Consider the following 18,171-nt stretch of genomic DNA (forward strand, 5'->3'; position numbering starts at 1 on the left):
TCACTCCCTTGACTTAAGCAACAGTTGTAGTTTATTGGAAGAAGTCACTATACTCATTTGCCATTTGTTGTTCATAAATATATATTTAACACCTAAATATATACTAGGATCCCCATTGATAAGAACACGAATACTCCTACCAGTTCCATCAGCTATGCTACTATAGTCTAAATCATACTCTCTAATTACACCTGCCTCTGTGAATGCTTGCGGGTCTTTAGATTTAAGGACTTTCTCTATATCGCCTCTTACTTCTTTTGAATCAAAAAAGCTGACAAGTTCTGCATATTTAGCCTTCTTGTTATTCTGTACCATCCAATTCACTCCTTGATAAGCCAAAAATAGCGCTCCTGCTATACAAAAAACAATAATGAACGAGGTTCTTATAACTCGCATATGTTTCTCCCTTTCATTTACATTTCAATTATTAAGCTCTATATCAGATTATATATACAAAGAGAGGCCAGGTCCCCCCAGCCTCCACAGTCGCTACTTAGGCATTCAAACCAAAGTTTTGAGAAAGTGCAACGTCGCTTTGTGACATTGCATTTGCAGTGTGATCTAATTGTCCATTGATATCACGTAATAAGTTCGCGAATTGCTCAACTTTTGGACGCAAAGCTTCATACTGCTCGGTATACTTAGCGAATGCTTGACCTTCCCACTCGCTTTCCAATTCACTTTGAAGAACGCGTAATTGCTCAAGCACTTGGTCAACGGTTGTAGCAGCATTACCATAAGTTTTAGCACGGTCTGCTAAGACCTCTGGGTTAATACGAATTTGTCCTGCCATAAGAATACCTCCTAAGCGATTTTTATGCGCAACAAGCTTTGTTGTTACATCTACATTATACTACTTCTTCTATTGTAAATACAATAGAAGAACGGGTTTTTATTTCACTAAAGTTAACAACTTTCGTTAATTTACCGGCAATTGTAAGCGCGACCTGTTTTGCGGCTTGTCATTATTTCATAATATAAAATTACCAATCCGATCACTTTATCATCACATGTATAAGTCAATATTTCATATTGTTGGATGTGGCGGCCGGAATTATTCGCTTATAAACAGATAATACCCTTACAATTCCCAATTATTTTTTGTACAGATTCTATTTTCGCATCACGGGTTCTTAACATATTTAAATTAAACAATCTAGCTAGGGGGAAGCTATTTATTGTACCTTGCCACTAAGACGCCATCGTGATTAGCCTTTAACTTTATATATCGTCACTTAAACATAGGGGCGCTACTGCCACTAGGCCAATCCAAAAAAGAATGAACAGAAAGGACCAAGCGGCACTTCTCCCGACGGTTCTTAGGCGCCTAATCGTCAAACTAGCATAAGGAACTAATAGAATCCCATAAGCGACAAAGGCAATGCCTTTTGTTAGTAGCCCATCTGGGATCCCCAGCAAATCTACCACTATATGGGCAATAACCACTGGGCTAATATACCATGTAAAGACCGTTAAAAATTCAAAGCGGCTAGCAGGACGATCTGTGCAGAAGGCATACTTCCAGAAGTCTTTCAGCGCATCTCTAACTTGTGGGTTCATTCTATCTCTCCTCACTAGGCTTCAATTCAACGAGATTGTCCGATTCTTTAAGAGGTAAATTGGAATAGAACCATAGGTACCACTCCTTACCATTAGAATCTGTGTAAGTCTTGACTTGTTCAACCTTCTGACCATTAATTGTCATCTGCTTAACTGCTTCATATTGAGAAAGACCAAAGGCTGGCATAAGATTCTTAGAGCCCGGATTATTCTTCTGGAAGTGTGCCAGCTTAGGAAGGTATTCCTGATACAAGGATTGAATTCTTTCTGCTGACGTTTGGTTGATACGATTATCTGGTATCCGGTTGAAAACTTTAGTGAATACTGTCGATTTAGTCTCACGGACATTGCCATCAGAATGATGGACCGTTTGTTCAAAGTGCGCGACTAGGTTATCGCCTTTTTGATAAAGGAGGATGGCATCACCTGTCTCCAAGTCAAATCGCCCTATCTCCACGAGCGGTATATCCTCCTCTACTTGCTCTGGCCTAGGCATTAAGGACAAAGGGAAAACAATCCACACACCTAGGCTGAGTAATATAAATGGTATCAGTATCTTATTAACCTTGAACCAGGCCAATAGCTTATTCTTCATCTTCTACCTCCTCAAGATTTAATCAAGCGTCACTTTATTTCCCGTTGGTTTTAGCTTTAAATCTCGATAATACCAAATATACCAAGTATGTCCGGCTTCATCCACATACTCATGGACTTTCTCGACAGGTTGGCCATTGATACGGACTCGCTTAATGTTAGCGTAAGGCGTTACGCCCGCTACTGGGTAGCGAGCTTGCGGATCGAGCACTAGACGGGTCTGGGCTTGAGCAATGGGTAGTAAGGTTGCCGCAATGAACGGATCCACAATCTTACCATCCACACCATCCGACATGCCCTCTGTCTTAATATATTGAAAGAGTGCGGGGACATCCCAACTGTAGCCTTTACCCTCTGACTTGTCTCCATAGTAAACGCGCATAATGAAGGTCCTATTCTTGCGGACGATGACATCGGAGCCAATTCCTTCATAGTGGAAACTCAAGAGTTCCTCACCACCCGTCGTTAAAGCTAAGGATTTGCCAACAGTTGGTTGGCTCTGACTAGCTTCCGCAATCGCTTGGGAGCTAGTCGAATCCGACTGTAAGTTGTTAGATTGTGGATTGCCAAGAAAAAAACAATAAGCAATCATCAGCATGGCAAGGCTAAATATAAATATCGCGACTTTCTTCTTCAAGGTTAGTTCCCCTCCATTTTTTACTCTAGAGATTCCGTATTTTTGCTTGCCACTATTTCCCTATGCAGTATGTTCATCCTCTTTGCTATAGCAGGTCTCATAACTCCTGACCATTCATTACTGCAGTGTTTTCACCTGACTCTACTACTCCCATCGAGCTAGCTTCTTGCTTTTGTGGCAACTCTGGGGCTAGCATGGCACCACGCGGGGTGCCCGGTATTAACAAGTCCTGGCGCCCTCTCTTCTTGAAGAAACAAGGTAAAAAGGTCAAAACCGGACCAAAAACCGGAAATGTAAGTAATAAAGCCCACGCTGTACGTCGACCAAGGGTCTTGAGCCTACTAATCGTTAAACTCGCTACCGGAACAAACCAGAATACATAGGCCATTAAGACATAAGGATTGCGATTAATAAAGCTTACTTTCTGCGTCTGTTGTGTCAGTGATATGGTCACGGATGTTGACCACTTACTCGTAACAAGGTAAAGGATTAAAAATGGTATAACATAGACAATAAATGCCCACACATACTCCGACCGACTCGTTTCTCGGTGCGATTCTAGGGCATAACGCCAGAAATGTTTAAGGGCTTTATTACGTGATTCTTTCATTGGGGGTGCCTCCTACTTAGCAAATTCTATCGTGTTTCCTTCTTTTTTGAGTTCTAACCACTCGAAGTACCATACATACCAATTTTGTCCTTGTTCATCCGTGAGTTCGATGACTTTATTTACTGAGGAACCATTAATTTTCATCTTCTTAACCTCAGGGTACTTGGAGACACCAAAAGTCGGGACATATTTAATGTCTTCAGCGACAGGTTCTTGATAGCGAAACAAATCCGATAAATAGGTGCTGTAGGATGCTTTAAGAAATTCCTCCACAGACTGGTTCCCACTATCCTGTTTTTCTGCATTAAACAAACCAACAAAGCCCGTTCTCTTCTCTACAGGAACTTTCTTGTCATTTTGAAACTTATTCCATTTCAACTCTACGACTAGATTCTCACCTTGTTTACCTAAGGTAGCTTTATAAGGTAACTGGCCCTTTATTTCGCCTAGCTGGGTGATAGGAGTCAATTCGTCATAACCACTGGCCCACAAGTTAAAACCAGATAGCGAAATCATTGAAGCAACAAGTGCCAGAAAAATCAGCATCTTATTGCGCATCAACCAGTTAAAAAATCTTTCTATCATATTCTATATCTCCTTACCTATTCTATTAATCTGACTTTATTGTGTGACTAAACCATCTGGCAACTAATATAAGCCAATTAATGTATAGCCATTCTTTTATTCAAAGGTAACTATATTTGAATTTTTCAGTTCCAGATTCTTATAGTACCAGAGATACCAAGTTCGACCATCGTAGTCAACATACTCTCTCACTTCATCAACTGGTTTACCATTAATCTTTAGTTGCTTAATTTCCGGATATACAGATGTCCCTGCGATTGGAAAACGAGACAAGCTATACTTGTCCTTGAAGCGGGCTTGATTGGCCTGCCAAAGGGGTAGATAATTTTTCGTTAACATAAAGGTTAGTTTATCAGTGGGCTTATCACCCGACCCTATTAGGTCTTTTTGCGCATTATAACTGAAATAGTTTTCGAGCTGCGCCGAAAAAATCACTTGATCGGTTTTAGTTTCGATTGACACAAATTGAAAAGTATCGCCATCTTGACGGATCCTATCTTCAACATCTTCAGATACTTGATACACTTCAATGACCTTCCCGATGCCATCCGGAGATTTAGGTGCCGATGTGTGATAGTAAAATCTAGTGAATATATATCCACCAATACCTACCACTACAAATAATCCTAGAAATATGCTAATTGCTCGTTTAATAAATCCCATGTTTTTCCCTTTCCAGCTAAATCACATCTCACTGCTTCGAAATCTCCCCTTACCTAGTCGAAGCTCACCACATTCTCGTCCTCATTCAGTTTGAGGTTCTTGAAGTACCAGAGATACCAGGTATGACCGTCAGCATCTACATATTCCTTGACCTCATCAACCGCTTGGCCGTTGATTTTTAGGTTCTTGATACTAGACTTTGTCGATTCCCCAGCTAAGGGATAGTGCCCAGCTCCGGCGCTATAGAGCGATTGCTGAGTTTGGTAGGCAGCCGCTAGTCTTAACCGGAAGCTCTTCTCAAGACTAATAGAGGCTTGTCCGTCTTCCAATTTCTTAGTTGCATTATAATCAAAAGCAGACTTGTCTTTCCATTCGATGCTTTCAATCTTCGCAGACTTGGAACTTACTTTTAGCGTTAGGGCTTTACCATTTCTAACCATGGTATCCACTCCACCAATTCCATTGTCGAAGGTTGCGATTATCTCCTCCTTGCCTTGAGTCGAATCTGCGACTAGGCGGGTCACTAGGAAAGCTCCACCTAATATTAGGAGGAAGAGTAGTAGCTTCCATTTACCTCTATTCCGAGTTATATCCATTTCAAGTCCACCTCCATATGCTTATTGCCTGACGACTGACAAACAAAAATCAAAAAACGCTATCTATCAAAGGTTATTTTGTTTCCCGAAGTCTTCAGTTCTAAATTTTTATAGTACCAGAAGTACCAAGTCTTGCCATTATAGTCTACATATTCTCGCACTTCGTCTACTGGAACACCATTAATTCTGAGTTTCTTTATTTTCTCATAGACAGAGGTTCCTGCAATAGGGAACCGTGTCATGCCTAACTTTTCCTTCGACACTTTATGGTCTTTCGCCCAAGCCGGAAGATATAAATCTTCAAGTTCATGTGTAATCCTCTCAGTAGGAGTAAAACCAGAGAAAGTGAGTTGCTGGGCGTTATAATTCAAGTATTTGTCATATATAGCTGAATAAAGCAATTCTCCTGTCTTGAGATCAACAGTCTCAAATTCAAAAGAATCTCCATTATGCAGTATCCGATCTTCTTCTTTATCAGAGATCTTGTAGGTTTCAAGAAGTGTGCTACTACCATCAGCCGTTTTAGGGATAGTAGAACGATAGTACCACTTACTAAAAGCAAGCAGTACTGCCATAACTATGAAAAGCCCTATAAAAAATCGTTTAATCAATTTCATTCTTTCTTCTCCTTATGATAGACATGACAGCTTGGCTTACTCGAAGCTCACCACATTCCCATCTTCTTTCAGTTTGAGGTCCTTGAAGTACCAGAGGTACCAGGTATGGCCGTCAGCATCTACGTATTCCTTAACTTTATCAACTGCTTGGCCGTTGATACGCAGTTTCTTAATGCCCTCGTAACTAATTACTCCCGCAACAGGATAACGTGCGTTCGGATCTTTTTCTAGCATTTTTTGATACCTAGAAATTGATTGCACCCAGTGGTCTAGTAAACGATAACTCTCTCCTTTCTCAACTTTTTGAGCTATTTCCTTAGGATCAACATAATTGAAGGCTGAGTGAGAGGTCATTCCATAACCTTTAGCATTCTCCTTAGGCCCATAATAGACCCGCAGAACAAAATCCTTACCCTTTTTGACTAAGGCATCAGAACCAAGCTCCCCATAACTGAAGGTCTGTAATTCCTCACCATCCGTTGAAATGCCGGTTTTGGTTTTGGTTTCAGAATGCGTAGTGGTAGCAGTAACAGTATCGTTTGTTTGAGTTGTTGTTGTGTAGGGTTCAGGTTTCAACCAACCCAATTTATAGAACACGCCCAGATATACTACCAAAAAAAATTATAAACTTGTATTTGCGTTTCAATCTATTCACCTCTAACATTCCATGTCCTAAAAATCTATTCTGCCATTAAATATAGTCATCCAAATACTTGCGGAAACTAGTTGTTTTGGCTTACTCAAAGCTTACCACATTCTCGTCTTCTCTCAGTTTGAGGTTCTTGAAGTACCAAAGATACCAGGTATGGCCGTCAGCATCTACATATTCCTTGACCTCATCAACTGCTTGGCCGTTAATTTTTAGGTTCTTGATATTGGCTTGTGTTGATACATTAGCCAAAGGATAGTGCGCCGCTCCGGCACTATAGATGGACTGCTGCATATGATAGGCTACTACTAATTTCATCTGGAAGCCTTCCTCGGCACTAACAATGCCCTTGCCTTCTTCCAATTCTTTTTTTGTATCATAATTAAAAGCAGACTTATCCTTCCACTCAAGGCCCTCAACTTCTCCTGACTTGGAGCCTACTTCTAGCGTTAGGGCTTTACCATTTCTAATCATGGTATCCATTCCACCAATCCCATTGTCAAAGGTTGCGATTAGCTCATCCTTACCTTGAGTCGAATCCGCGCCTTGGCGGGTCACTAGGAAAGCTCCACCTAATATTAGGAGGAAGATCAGTAGCTTCCATTTGCCTCTAATTCTATTCATCATTCTCCCCCTACTCTTCCAAAATCATTTCGAATACTGATTTACCTAAATCAACATTCCAAACTCTAATATATTTCTTGAATTTACCTTTGGCATCTGCATCAAAGTCACCTTTAACACTTATTCCAAGAACTGTTCCTCTAGGCACCTTGATATAATCCGCTAACAAGTCATCACTTACATCATGAACTAGACTATAGTCGCTTGTCCCTGCTGTACGCCAGTTGCGTAATGCCACGGGTTCTGATTCTATGCTAAGAAAATTGTCAATATCGTACACTTGAAACAAAAACTTGAAGTCCTTTAGCAAGTCCGGAACTTCTCCGTTATCGACGTACCGAAATTCCCCATCCTGATAGTAGATTTCTTTATTCAATAATTCAGGATCGGGTTCTCCAGATCGCATCTCTTCTTGTATAATTCGTCCGGACAGTTCCTTAGTCTGAGGATTACCAATCAACTCAATACTAACTATTATTTCTCCTTCTCTTCGGCGATTCACAATTTTAAATCCCTTTGGAAAGCGACTAAATAAGCCTTCAATTTTGTCCGTAGGATAGATTTGCTTTAGAACCCTAAATTTGTCCTTCAACACTTGCTGATCATCTTTTTTATTTAGATTACATCCTACACCTAGTCCAATTAAGACCAGCAAACAGATAAGGATTGGGAATTTCTTCATGGTGATACCTCCCTCACATTAAAGTAAGAATCGTCCACGTCAGCAGACATTCAGACAAAGCTATCATTCTCCGTCATCTATTCCGCATGGATTTTTTCGAAAAACGATTTTCTGCTGTCCACGGCTTCCACATCGACGATTCTTGTAAACCGATGTTCTTCATCAGCTTGGAGATCCCCTTCAAACTGCACTTTCAATTGACTATCCTCAGGCACTTTTAGATATTTGGCTAGCTCTGCGTTCTTGGCATAATATGAAATAAAATAATTGCTGGTCCCCGGCGTGTAAGATGTCTTTTTTACATTAAAAGTTGCTGTATCAAAGAAGCTTTCTTCAAAATGGAAGGATTGAAATAAGAAGCGGAAGTTCTTAAATTCCTCTGGGACCTCACTACCATCTTCCATCTTCATTTGGCCCTTCTCAAAATAGATAGCTTTCTTATATTTTTCAGGCATGTTCTCTTCAACCTGAATTGGTCGCTGGACGATTGTTCCTGTCACTTGATGGGTATCAGGATTTCCCTTCACCTCAACACGCAACTCTGTATTGTCGGATAGCCAGAGATTAACCACGCTGAAACCATCGGGGAACTTCTCAAATAAATCCTCTACGTTCTCAGTGGGATAGAGCCGCTCTAAAACTTTGAAGCGACTTTGCATTTCCTCAATAGAGCCGCCAATGGTTACTTTGCAGCCAGTTAGGAAGACTATCAGGCAGAGAAAAATTAGGAGTCTTAGTTTTTTCTTCATGGTGAAACCTCCTATTCTGGCGGAATGAGCTCCAATAGAAGCTATTTTATCACTGCACTTCAGACGGGTTTTGACATGGTCTAGAACACGATGGCCCTTACTAGTTCTCCTCCAATAGTTTTTTGAACTCTTGAGATTCTACAATTGCACCTAGCGATATTTCCCTACTCGGCATAAATCTAGTCACAATAAACCTCACTTGCACTGATTCATCACCATTAACCGATACACTAATTCTTACACCGCCCATGGGAGTGCGTTCCACTGTTTTCGGGTTAATTGCATAAGATTGTATAGTCCCTTCTGGCGTAAAGGCATGCTGATCTCTTTTGGTGAAATAAGTATCCAGTTTGTCTTTTAATTCCTGACCGTAGACTAGATTATGTATTTCCACTTGAACCGCCACCACGTGATAGACAATTGGGCCGACAATCATCCCGATAACAATCAAGAAGGGATACCATTTCTTTATGAATTGCTTGCACTTTTTCATCTTATAACCTCCTAGAAGTTAATAGGATTTCTTCCGTATTCAATTGAGTAATTATACTACTCAAACTCCCACTCATCATTCAAAGCTAACTTCATTATTGCCGAGTTGTAGTTTCAAGTCTCGGTAATACCAAAGATACCAGGTCTTGCCATCCGAGTCTGTGTACTCTCGCACCTCATCTGCGGCTTGATCATTAATCTTGAGTTTGGTGAAAACAGGGTTGGTCGCTGCCCCCGCGAAAGGATAACGCGATCTATCGGACCCAAAACCACCCGATGAGAAGCGGACAGCAAGATAGGCCTGGAAATTCCTCAAGAAGTGATTACTGGTTACATCTTTATCAAAACCATGCACTGCCCCATAATCAAACTGATTGCGAATACTCATCATAACCTTATTGTCGGTACCGCCACCAGGATAATTCACTTCTAATTGAAAGACGCGCCCATTACGACGGATGTAATCGAAAGTCCCGTCTCCATTGTCAAAAGTTGCGACAATCTCGCCGGGTTCCTTCACGCGAGCATTGGTATCCGCATCATTACCGGTGACATAGCGCCCTAGTTCAGCCAAGGCATAAAGGATACCGAGGATGACTAGTATTTTAATTAGTTTCTTCTTGTTCATTTTTTGCTCTCCTTCGCAACACTCGTTAGTATTGCATCTCATTCAAATGTTACTGAATTACCTGACGACTTAAGCTCTATGTGCTTATAGTACCAAAGATACCACGTATTCCCGTCCGTATCTTTGTATTCCCTAACCTCATCAACGGCCTGGCCATTTATTTTTAATTGCTTAAAAATTTCATTCGTTGCAGTTCCCGCCAATGGCGTGTTGACTTTAGAGTCTCCGGACTTTAACTGTTGTTGCAGCCCATACCATAGGCCCAGGTAAGCATCCATATCGGCCTTGAATAAATCATTAAAAACATTCAAATCTAACCATCGTGTTGAACCATAATCAAAGTGATTTTTCATTCCGAATAAGAAGTGATTATTTTTGATATTCTTAGGATAATTAACTTCCAACTGCATAACTTTCTCACTTTTTCGAATATAATTTTCTGTGCCGTCACCATTATCGAAGGTTGCTACAATCTCACCAGGCGTCGTCACTGGATTAGGAGGCTCCACATTGGATTGCTGCTTTAGATTTCCTAGATAACTCATATAACTTAGCAAGAAGAGTACGCCAACTACAATCAGCCACTTAAGCTTGGTTTCCCTCTCCATAAAGTTCACACTCCGTTTTGCTTTTTCTATAATTTGGAGGACAACTAAGGATTGCATCAACTAGATGCCTTTCCTTCTCTTACTGACGCTTACGTCCTATTCTGCCCGAACTAATTCCAATAAACTATTTCGAAAGAAACGTTGATCTAAAACGAAATAGTCCTTTACTCTTTTGACTTAAGCAGTACATGTAGTTTATTGGAAACAGTCACTATGCTCATTTGCCATTTGTTGTTTACAAATATATATTTAACACCTATATATACACTAGAATCATCATTTATAAGAACGCGAATACTTCTACCAGTTCGCACACCCATACTGTCATAATCTAAATCATACTTCTTTATTACCCCTGCCTCTGTGAAGGCATGAGGGTCTTCGGATTTGATGACCTGCTCTATTTCGGCCCTTACTTCCTGCGAATCAAAGAAGCTGACAAGCTCTGCATATTGCTCCTTCCTATTATTCTGAACCATCCAGTATACACCTTGATAAGCCAAAAATAGCGCACCGACTATACAAAAAACGATAATGAATGAGGTTCTTATAACTCGCATATATTTCTCCCTTTCATCTAAAGTTCATAGAATAAAAGTCTGCCGTGAATGCCCAGTAGGCCCATTCATGTTCACTATAGCTTGGCAAGCCTATTAATTGCCTTTTAGTAACTTAGATAATTTCTGACTAATCGTCATCGGCCCTATTTCGTACTCATCTTTGAGCGTGTCATACTTAATCTGCGCGTTGATAGACAAGTCGGGATTTTGATTAATCTCAAGATTAACCTCTAACCAGTTAGCAGGTGTAAAGCCAGACTGATCAAATTGAATTTCATAACTTTGTATTATCCCATCTTGGCGAAAAGCCTTAGAGTCTAGCTTGATCAAGGCCTTCTCAAGACTTTGTGCTACCCCTGGTCTTTTAGCAATCTCAACTGCACGAGAATGGACTATATAGTGATGAACTGCTATGCCACCATAAAGCAATGACATACCGATGGCTAGTGCAGCAAAAGTTATTTTATAGCCCTTTAGTAGGCTTTTTCGCTTCTTATCCATATTATCCATCCTATCCGTTCCAATCTCATTGTACACTCTATATGCAAAAAGAGGCCGGGTCCCACCAGCCTCCACAGTCCTTACTTAGCAGTCGATAGGGTGTGCTGCACCCTATCTTGTTACTCCTATATTATACTACTTATCCTCTAAGAAATACAATAGAAATTGGAATTTTGTTACATTGAGTAAACACCGAATTATTATTTTATCAAGTTTTGTAAGCGCATCATATATTTTAGTTGTGTTTATTTCACAATTTATACAGCAGGAAATGACAACTAATTATTATAGAAATAGTTATTTAGCCGGCTATAAACTGCCAGCTAGGATACTACCCGGCACACTCCCCCAAAATAAAAAGTCTTGCTAGTCACGCTAGCAACACTTCTATAATGCTTTGATTAGTCCTGCAGCATCTTCATGACGCCGCTATGGTCTAGTATTAGGAAGGACATAAAGAGGCAATAGACCAGCATGCCCAGCAACAAATAGGTCTCAAAAGGCACTAGTCCCGGGAAGGAGGCTTTAATCCCCTTCCTACGTCGATAGCATCTGGCCAACCAGCTCAAGCCTAGGCCACAAGAGAAGACAGCGAAGGGCTCTAAGAAGAGCCGGTAATGCGAGCCAAGCGCATCCAAGTTAAATAAGCCGACTGGCTGAGGCGCAATCACGAGGTAACAGACAAGTGTAAACAGCAACTGAGCCGCCACTAGGGCCCATAGGACTTTTCTAAAGGTTCTCATACCCGCTCACCCCTCCCCTTCTCTGATTAGGCATCTACTAATAAGTCCGACTTCTACCTTCAACTTCATTATAGCCCTTTGAAAAGGCTTTTACAATAGTAGGCAACCCCCATTTTGTGCGCTTTACTTAACTATTTTTCTTCTATACAAAGCAAAAGAGGCTAAGAAATTCTTAGCCTCCATCTATTAAGCTTATTCCGGCTTCACAAAGACACCAGACACTTTGTAGCCTTTTTCTTGGAAGACGCGCGCGACTTCTTCTGAATCTTGAGTATCCACGTGAACCACCACATTGGTCTTGTCATCCAAGTGGTAAACGTTCATTTGGGTGATGCTCCAGTTATGCTTAGCAGTTGTCTCACCAAGGTCTTCCAGAATACCGATCTTGTCATCTTCGACTTCCACCACGAAACGAGTCCCTGGGGTGTAGTAGCCATTGATGTCAATGAAGGCTTCGAAAATATCCTTATCAGTGATAATCCCTACTAGTTGGGCGTGGTCCATGACAACTAGGACACCGACGTCCATATTGCGCATCTCGGAAGCGGCTTGCTCCAAGAGGGCATCTGGGCTGGTGGTAATGACGCGACGAATCATAATGTCTGCCGCTGTCGTCTTGTTGAGCAAGTAGTTGAGTTCATGCACGCTCAGGCTGGTCGCGGTAGAAGGCGAGTTCTTGGCAATCACAGACTCTGTTAAGAGCCCTACCAATTGGCCTTTGACTACGACTGGCAAACGGTGAATGTCGTGTTGGCGCATCAAGTCCAGCGCCTTAATGACAGTGGTATCTGGCGTGATGGTCACCAAGTCGGTTGACATATAGTTTTTAACGTACATTTGCTTAACCTCCTAAGTATGCTTTTTGGACGGCGTCGCTCTCGAGGAGCTCTTGGCCGGTCCCGCTCAGAACGATCTTACCGGTTTCCAAGACGTAACCCCGACTGGCAATGGATAGGGCCATCTTGGCATTTTGTTCAATCAAGAGGACGGTGGTCCCTTGAGCTTGAATCTGTTGAATAATGTTGAAGATTTCCTGGATGAAGATTGGCGCCAAGCCCATGGATGGCTCATCCAGTAAAAGTAGCTTAGGCTTGGACATGAGGGCCCGTCCCATAGCTAACATCTGTTGTTCCCCACCTGATAAGGTGGAAGCATCTTGCTTCTGACGCTCGCCCAAGACTGGGAAGCGGTCATAGACAGCTTGGATATCTGCTTCGATATTAGAGCGGTCCTTGCGTAAGAAGGCACCCATTTCCAAGTTTTCGCGGACGGACAGGCCTTTGAAGACGTGACGGCCTTCCGGCACGTGGGAAATTCCTAGCTGGACAATCTTCTGGGCGTTGGTTTTGGTAATGTTCTGGCCTTCATAGGTCAGAGTCCCTGAAGCGGGCTTAATCAAACCAGAGATAGTCCGTAGGATAGTCGACTTACCAGCGCCGTTGGCCCCAATCAGGGAGACAATCTCCCCTTGGTTAACCTCGAAGTTAACGCCACGGACTGCATTAATCATGCCGTAGTTGACGGCTAAGTTCTCAACACGTAACATTAGGCGTCACCTCCTAGGTAGGCCCGGATAACATCTGGGTTCTGACGAATTTCTTCTGGCGTGCCTTGGGCCAAGAGTCGGCCGTATTCCAAGACATAGATGCGTTGGCAGATTTCCATAACCAAGGCCATATCGTGTTCGATCAAGACGATGGTCAAGCCAAATTGTTGGCGAATCTGTTCGATTAAGGCGGTTAACTCAGCGGTTTCCGCAGGGTTCATCCCGGCTGCTGGCTCGTCTAAGAAGAGAATCTTAGGTTCAGTGGCCAGGGCCCGGACGATTTCTAGGCGGCGTTGTTGACCGTAGGCCAAGTTCTTAGCCTTGTCTTGAGCGTATTGGGCTAGGTCGAAGATTTCCAAGAGTTCTAAGGCTTTAGCCTTCATCTTAGCTTCTGTCTCATAGTAGGCCTTGGTCCGGAAAATGCTGGACCAGATGGCATCATGATTGTGCCCGTGCATGGCTACCATGACGTTTTCCAAGACGCTTTGGTCTTTGAAGAGGCGGATGTTTTGGAAGGTCCGCGCCAAGCCTAGTTGGTTAATCTTATAAGGTGCCATGCCGTTCAAGGTCTTGACCCCATCAGCAGTGGATAAGGTGACAGTCCCTTCTGTTGGCTCGTAGACGCCTGTTAAGAGGTTGAAGAAGGTGGTCTTGCCGGCCCCGTTAGGACCGATAAGGCCTACAAGCTCTTGCTCTTCTAACTTGAGGGAGACGTTGGACACGGCCGCCAAACCGCCAAAGTTTTTAGTAAGTTGATTGACTTCTAGTAAGGCCATTAGACTGCTCCTTTCTTCGCTTTATTCTTGGTTAAGAGGGAGCCTAGACGTAATTCCCAGGTTCCTAGGAGACCACCCGGTCTGAAGATCATGATTAGGATGAGGGCGATGGCATAGATGACCATACGAAGCTGCCCATAAGGTTGTAAGAGGGTGTTGAGAATCCCTAAGACTACGGCTGCCACGAAGGAACCGGTGAAACTCCCAATCCCACCGAATACGACGATAATGAGGACATCAATGGATTTGTTGAAGGTGAAGTCCCCTGGGGTGACAACCCCGATGTTACCAGCATAGAGGGCACCACCGATAGCGGCAGTAATGGCACCTAAGACGAAGGCGATAACCTTGTACTTAGTCACGTTAACCCCCATAGACTCTGCGGCAATCTCATCTTGCTCGATGGCATAGGTTGCCCGGCCCGCACTGGAGTAGAAGTAGTTGAGAATCAAGATAGTGGTCACAACCATGAAGAAGTAAACTAATGGCCAGGTTGCCACTTTAGGAATGGCGTTAATCCCTTGCGGACCGTTGGTTAGGGTCTTGTAGTTGGTGATGACTACCCGGATGATTTCAGAAACACCCAGCGTGGCGATGGCCAAGTAGTCCCCGCGTAAGCGCAAGGTTGGAATCCCGACTAAGACAGCCAAGACAGCGGCTACTACCGCACCGACCAGCATCCCAGTCCAGAGACCCCCTAGGTCTGCATGACGCGTAGCGAAGATGGCACCTGAGTAGGCCCCCACGGCAATAAAGGCCGCGTGCCCCAGTGAGAACTGGCCGGCTACCCCTAAGACTAGGTTAAGCCCGATGGCATAGATGACATCAATCATAATTTTGATTAATGTAATTTGGTAGTAGGAATCGATTAGGTTAGTCGACGTTAAGAGCCACAAGAGGCCATAACCCAAGAGGGCTGCCGTCAACCAAACGAAGTTGCGTTGATGGAATCGTTGCATGTGGCTTCACCTACACTTTCTCTTTGACGTTCTTACCGAAGAGACCAGCCGGCAAGACGAGCAAGATAACAATTAAGAGGGCATATACGGCCGCATCCTTGAAGGCAGAACCCCCGAAGGCGGAGACGAAGGTCTCCAAGAGACCGATTAGGTAACCCCCGACCATGGCACCCGGAATGGAGCCAATCCCACCGACTACGGCTGCGACGAAGGCCTTAAGCCCTGGCGTCAAGCCCATGGTGGCCGCCATTTGGTTGGAGTAGAGACCGTAGAGGACGCCGGCAACCCCTGCCAGGGCAGACCCTAGCGCAAAGGTAAAGGAAATCACCGCGTCAACGTTAATCCCCATGAGTTGAGCAGCTTCTTCATCGACCGCAACTGCCCGCATGGCTTTCCCCATCTTGGTGTACTTAACAATAAATTGTAGGGCTACCATTAAGAGGATAGTGGTCACGAAGATTAGGACTTGCTTGGAGTTAATGACCGCCCCCATGATTTTGAAGGTGGTGGTCTTAAAGCTAGTTGGGTAGGCCTTGACTTCTGGCCCGAAGAAATAGATCATGGCATTTTCTAAGAGGAAGGAGACCCCAATCGCGGTGATAAGGGCGGCTACCCGAGTCGATTTACGTAGGGGCTTGTAGGCCACCCGTTCAATGGTCACCCCTAAGACGGAGGTGAAGACCATGGTTAAAGCTAAGGATAAGTAGAAGTCCATGCCCTGGACATTAACCAGATAGAAACCGAAGAAGGCCCCCATCATGAGGATGTCCCCGTGGGCGAAGTTAATCAAGCGGATGGTCCCATAGACCATGGTATAACCCAAGGCGATCAAGGCATAGATACTCCCCGTCGACAAGCCGTTAAAAAGTTGTTGTAAGAACCACTGGAGGTTCATAGGCATAAGCTCCTTTCTGTAGATGATGGCTATAACTTAAGTATAGCAGTCCTAAGGCTAAGGCGCCATACTTCCCCATGAAAAAGGTCGTATTGTGCTATGACTGGATGTCCAAGCAACAATACGACACTAGCATGAGGGGGTCTGCTGTCTATTACTCAGCTGACACGTTCACAGCTTCGGTAACTTCACCTTTTTCGAAGTGGAGCATTACCGCTGTCTTCACTGGGTTGTGTTTTTCGTCAAATGAGAAGGTCCCGGTTACCCCTTTGAAGTCTTTGATCTTAGCCAAGGCTTTGTTAACTTCTTGTGGGTCAGTTGAGCCTGCATCCTTGATAGCTTGCAAGAGCACGTTAGTCGCATCGTAAGAAAGAGCTGCGAAAGTATCTGGCTTCTTGCCGTATTCTTTTTCATAGGCTTCTACGAATTTCTTAACTGCTGGGTCATCGCTCTTGTCAGAGTAGTGAGAAGTGTAGAAGACGTTGTTAAGGTTGTCTTTACCTGCTAATTCAACCAAGGTGTCGTTAGCAAAACCGTCACCACCAACGATTGGCTTGTCGATCCCGAGTTCACGCGCTTGCTTGATGATCAAACCAGCTTCAGTATAGTAACCTGGTACGTAGAGGGCATCGAAGTCTTGAGTCGAGATGTTAGTCAAGACAGTTAAGAAGTCAGTATCGTTCGTTTGGTAAGATTCTTTGGCTACGATGGTCCCGCCTTTAGCTTCGAATTGCTTAGTGAAGCTGTCAGCCAAACCTTGTGAGTAGTCGTTCGCTTGGTCAACCAAGAGCACGACTTTCTTGTAACCTTGAGTATCTGCTAAGTAGTTAGCAGCGGCAACCCCTTGGAAGGAGTCTTCGAAGCAGACACGGTAGATGTAGTCGTAGACTTTGCCTGCAGAGTCGAGGGTAATCCCGTTACCAGTTGCAGCAGGGAAGATAGCAGGTGTTTTGCCGTCGTTAGCGACTGGAATTTCTGCTAAGGCATCCCCGGTAGTTGCAGGACCTACAATCCCTGCCACGCCGGCAGCAACTAATTTGGTTGCAGCAGCGGCTGCTTCTGTCTTATCAGACTTGTTGTCTTCGACTTGCGCTTCGACTTTCTTGCCGTTAACACCGCCGTTTTCTTCATTGTATTGCTTAACAGCTAATTTCAAACCATAAGCCATTGGTGTCCCGTAAGCGGCAGCCGCCCCTGAGAGCTCGAAGTTACCGCCGACTTTGACAGTGTCTTGAGCTGAGACAGTTGCTAATGGGGATGCGAGCAAGAGACCCGCGAAAAGTGCTGTTCCTAACTTTTTAAAATTCATAGTGTACCTCCTAAAATATGGTTCCTAAATCATGATGATGAGAAAAGTATACACTACTCCGGCTTATTTTACAATGCTTTTATTAAAGTTTTTTAATCTTTTGCTCATTTTCTTGTCTAGCCCTTATGTGGCGCGGAATCGGTGCCGTTTTGGGTGGCTGGCTGGTGGGGGATTTCTGGTTTGTGGCCTGTTTTGGGTGGTTTCTTGGGGAGCCAGTGGTCCACTCGGCGGAGTGGACCACTGGCTCGGAGCTTTTCCTAGTTTTTGGCCCGTTTTCGGCGATTTCCGGGGAGCTAGTGGTCCACTCGATGGAGTGGACCACTGGCTCGAAGCTTTTCTTAGCTTTTGACCTAGTTTCGGATTAAGTCCCTATAATTGTGTAAAAAGAAAAAGCCAGGTAATCTCTGGTACAATGTAGTTGTCGGAAAACATTGAAAGAGGAGATTACCATGACTTACCTTAATATTAACCTAAAACTTGAAGAATTAACAGAGGCAGTTTTAAACAGTGACATGAACACGCTCATGAAGTCGCTGGCCATTACCGTCTTCAATGCCTACATGGAAGAAGAACGCCACCAGTTCATCC

General features: G+C 43.6%; 26 protein-coding genes and 1 pseudogene. 1 reads left to right on the forward strand and 26 read right to left on the reverse strand.

The genetic code is table 11. The features are described from left to right. From GCWU000182_RS03610 to GCWU000182_RS03735, 26 genes are all read right to left on the reverse strand, one after another. Positions 1–396, reverse strand: a complete 396-nt coding sequence (locus GCWU000182_RS03610; RefSeq protein ID WP_023391399.1) for a DUF1310 family protein — start codon at positions 394–396, stop codon at positions 1–3. Positions 397–493: 97 nt separating this feature from the next. After that, positions 494–793 (reverse strand): WXG100 family type VII secretion target, encoded by a 300-nt coding sequence (locus tag GCWU000182_RS03615; RefSeq protein WP_023391400.1) that lies wholly within the window; start codon positions 791–793, stop codon positions 494–496. Positions 794–1,221: 428 nt separating this feature from the next. Next, a complete protein-coding gene (locus tag GCWU000182_RS03620; RefSeq protein WP_023391401.1) occupies positions 1,222–1,560 on the reverse strand; it encodes a DUF805 domain-containing protein in 339 nt (112 codons plus the stop codon). A 1-nt stretch (position 1,561) separates the two neighbouring features. After that, the gene (locus tag GCWU000182_RS03625; protein ID WP_023391402.1) at positions 1,562–2,155 is read right to left on the reverse strand and encodes a hypothetical protein; all 594 of its coding nucleotides are present in this window, start codon (positions 2,153–2,155) and stop codon (positions 1,562–1,564) included. Between the two features lie 18 nt (positions 2,156–2,173). Beyond that, positions 2,174–2,791, reverse strand: coding sequence for a hypothetical protein (locus GCWU000182_RS03630; protein WP_023391403.1), 618 nt, complete (start codon positions 2,789–2,791; stop codon positions 2,174–2,176). A 97-nt stretch (positions 2,792–2,888) separates the two neighbouring features. After that, complete coding sequence (locus GCWU000182_RS03635) at positions 2,889–3,401, reverse strand: DUF805 domain-containing protein (protein ID WP_023391404.1); 513 nt, start codon at positions 3,399–3,401, stop codon at positions 2,889–2,891. A gap of 12 nt (positions 3,402–3,413) precedes the next feature. Further along, positions 3,414–3,986 carry a hypothetical protein gene (locus GCWU000182_RS03640; protein ID WP_023391405.1) on the reverse strand — a complete coding sequence of 191 codons (573 nt, stop codon included), beginning with the start codon at positions 3,984–3,986 and terminating at the stop codon, positions 3,414–3,416. A 96-nt stretch (positions 3,987–4,082) separates the two neighbouring features. After that, positions 4,083–4,649, reverse strand: coding sequence for a hypothetical protein (locus GCWU000182_RS03645; RefSeq protein ID WP_023391406.1), 567 nt, complete (start codon positions 4,647–4,649; stop codon positions 4,083–4,085). A gap of 53 nt (positions 4,650–4,702) precedes the next feature. Further along, a complete protein-coding gene (locus tag GCWU000182_RS03650) occupies positions 4,703–5,245 on the reverse strand; it encodes a hypothetical protein (protein WP_023391407.1) in 543 nt (180 codons plus the stop codon). 59 nt (positions 5,246–5,304) lie between these two features. Then, entirely contained in the window at positions 5,305–5,862 is a 558-nt protein-coding gene (locus GCWU000182_RS03655) for a hypothetical protein (RefSeq protein ID WP_023391408.1), read from the reverse strand. A gap of 36 nt (positions 5,863–5,898) precedes the next feature. Further along, positions 5,899–6,459, reverse strand: a complete 561-nt coding sequence (locus tag GCWU000182_RS03660) for a hypothetical protein (protein WP_023391409.1) — start codon at positions 6,457–6,459, stop codon at positions 5,899–5,901. A gap of 139 nt (positions 6,460–6,598) precedes the next feature. Then, positions 6,599–7,135, reverse strand: a complete 537-nt coding sequence (locus tag GCWU000182_RS03665) for a hypothetical protein (protein ID WP_035364020.1) — start codon at positions 7,133–7,135, stop codon at positions 6,599–6,601. Positions 7,136–7,145: 10 nt separating this feature from the next. Next, positions 7,146–7,817 (reverse strand): hypothetical protein, encoded by a 672-nt coding sequence (locus GCWU000182_RS03670; RefSeq protein ID WP_023391411.1) that lies wholly within the window; start codon positions 7,815–7,817, stop codon positions 7,146–7,148. A gap of 77 nt (positions 7,818–7,894) precedes the next feature. Continuing rightward, complete coding sequence (locus GCWU000182_RS03675) at positions 7,895–8,566, reverse strand: hypothetical protein (RefSeq protein ID WP_023391412.1); 672 nt, start codon at positions 8,564–8,566, stop codon at positions 7,895–7,897. A 100-nt stretch (positions 8,567–8,666) separates the two neighbouring features. Beyond that, positions 8,667–9,059 (reverse strand): DUF1310 family protein, encoded by a 393-nt coding sequence (locus GCWU000182_RS03680; protein ID WP_023391413.1) that lies wholly within the window; start codon positions 9,057–9,059, stop codon positions 8,667–8,669. Positions 9,060–9,134: 75 nt separating this feature from the next. After that, positions 9,135–9,686, reverse strand: coding sequence for a hypothetical protein (locus GCWU000182_RS03685; RefSeq protein WP_035364022.1), 552 nt, complete (start codon positions 9,684–9,686; stop codon positions 9,135–9,137). Positions 9,687–9,724: 38 nt separating this feature from the next. After that, positions 9,725–10,351, reverse strand: a complete 627-nt coding sequence (locus tag GCWU000182_RS03690) for a hypothetical protein (protein WP_023391415.1) — start codon at positions 10,349–10,351, stop codon at positions 9,725–9,727. A gap of 107 nt (positions 10,352–10,458) precedes the next feature. Further along, positions 10,459–10,854: a DUF1310 family protein gene (locus GCWU000182_RS03695; protein WP_023391416.1), complete on the reverse strand. Its 396-nt coding sequence runs from the start codon at positions 10,852–10,854 to the stop codon at positions 10,459–10,461. 93 nt (positions 10,855–10,947) lie between these two features. After that, positions 10,948–11,355, reverse strand: coding sequence for a DUF1310 family protein (locus tag GCWU000182_RS03700; RefSeq protein WP_035364024.1), 408 nt, complete (start codon positions 11,353–11,355; stop codon positions 10,948–10,950). Positions 11,356–11,756: 401 nt separating this feature from the next. After that, entirely contained in the window at positions 11,757–12,098 is a 342-nt protein-coding gene (locus tag GCWU000182_RS03705) for a hypothetical protein (protein WP_023391418.1), read from the reverse strand. Positions 12,099–12,290: 192 nt separating this feature from the next. Further along, positions 12,291–12,935, reverse strand: a complete 645-nt coding sequence (locus GCWU000182_RS03710) for a CBS domain-containing protein (protein WP_023391419.1) — start codon at positions 12,933–12,935, stop codon at positions 12,291–12,293. Positions 12,936–12,939: 4 nt separating this feature from the next. Next, the gene (locus GCWU000182_RS03715) at positions 12,940–13,644 is read right to left on the reverse strand and encodes an ABC transporter ATP-binding protein (RefSeq protein ID WP_023391420.1); all 705 of its coding nucleotides are present in this window, start codon (positions 13,642–13,644) and stop codon (positions 12,940–12,942) included. Continuing rightward, positions 13,644–14,420: an ABC transporter ATP-binding protein gene (locus GCWU000182_RS03720; protein ID WP_023391421.1), complete on the reverse strand. Its 777-nt coding sequence runs from the start codon at positions 14,418–14,420 to the stop codon at positions 13,644–13,646. Before GCWU000182_RS03720 ends, GCWU000182_RS03715 begins: the two co-directional genes overlap by 1 nt. Then, positions 14,420–15,379, reverse strand: a complete 960-nt coding sequence (locus GCWU000182_RS03725; protein WP_023391422.1) for a branched-chain amino acid ABC transporter permease — start codon at positions 15,377–15,379, stop codon at positions 14,420–14,422. Before GCWU000182_RS03725 ends, GCWU000182_RS03720 begins: the two co-directional genes overlap by 1 nt. 10 nt (positions 15,380–15,389) lie before the next feature. After that, entirely contained in the window at positions 15,390–16,274 is an 885-nt protein-coding gene (locus GCWU000182_RS03730) for a branched-chain amino acid ABC transporter permease (protein ID WP_035364027.1), read from the reverse strand. A gap of 154 nt (positions 16,275–16,428) precedes the next feature. Continuing rightward, positions 16,429–17,583 (reverse strand): ABC transporter substrate-binding protein, encoded by a 1,155-nt coding sequence (locus tag GCWU000182_RS03735; protein ID WP_023391424.1) that lies wholly within the window; start codon positions 17,581–17,583, stop codon positions 16,429–16,431. Between the two features lie 449 nt (positions 17,584–18,032). Here GCWU000182_RS03735 and GCWU000182_RS10450 point away from each other — a divergent pair. Next, positions 18,033–18,171: pseudogene (locus tag GCWU000182_RS10450) on the forward strand (IS256 family transposase); the annotation flags it as partial.

This window comes from Abiotrophia defectiva ATCC 49176, from assembly GCF_000160075.2.
Classification (GTDB): domain Bacteria; phylum Bacillota; class Bacilli; order Lactobacillales; family Aerococcaceae; genus Abiotrophia; species Abiotrophia defectiva.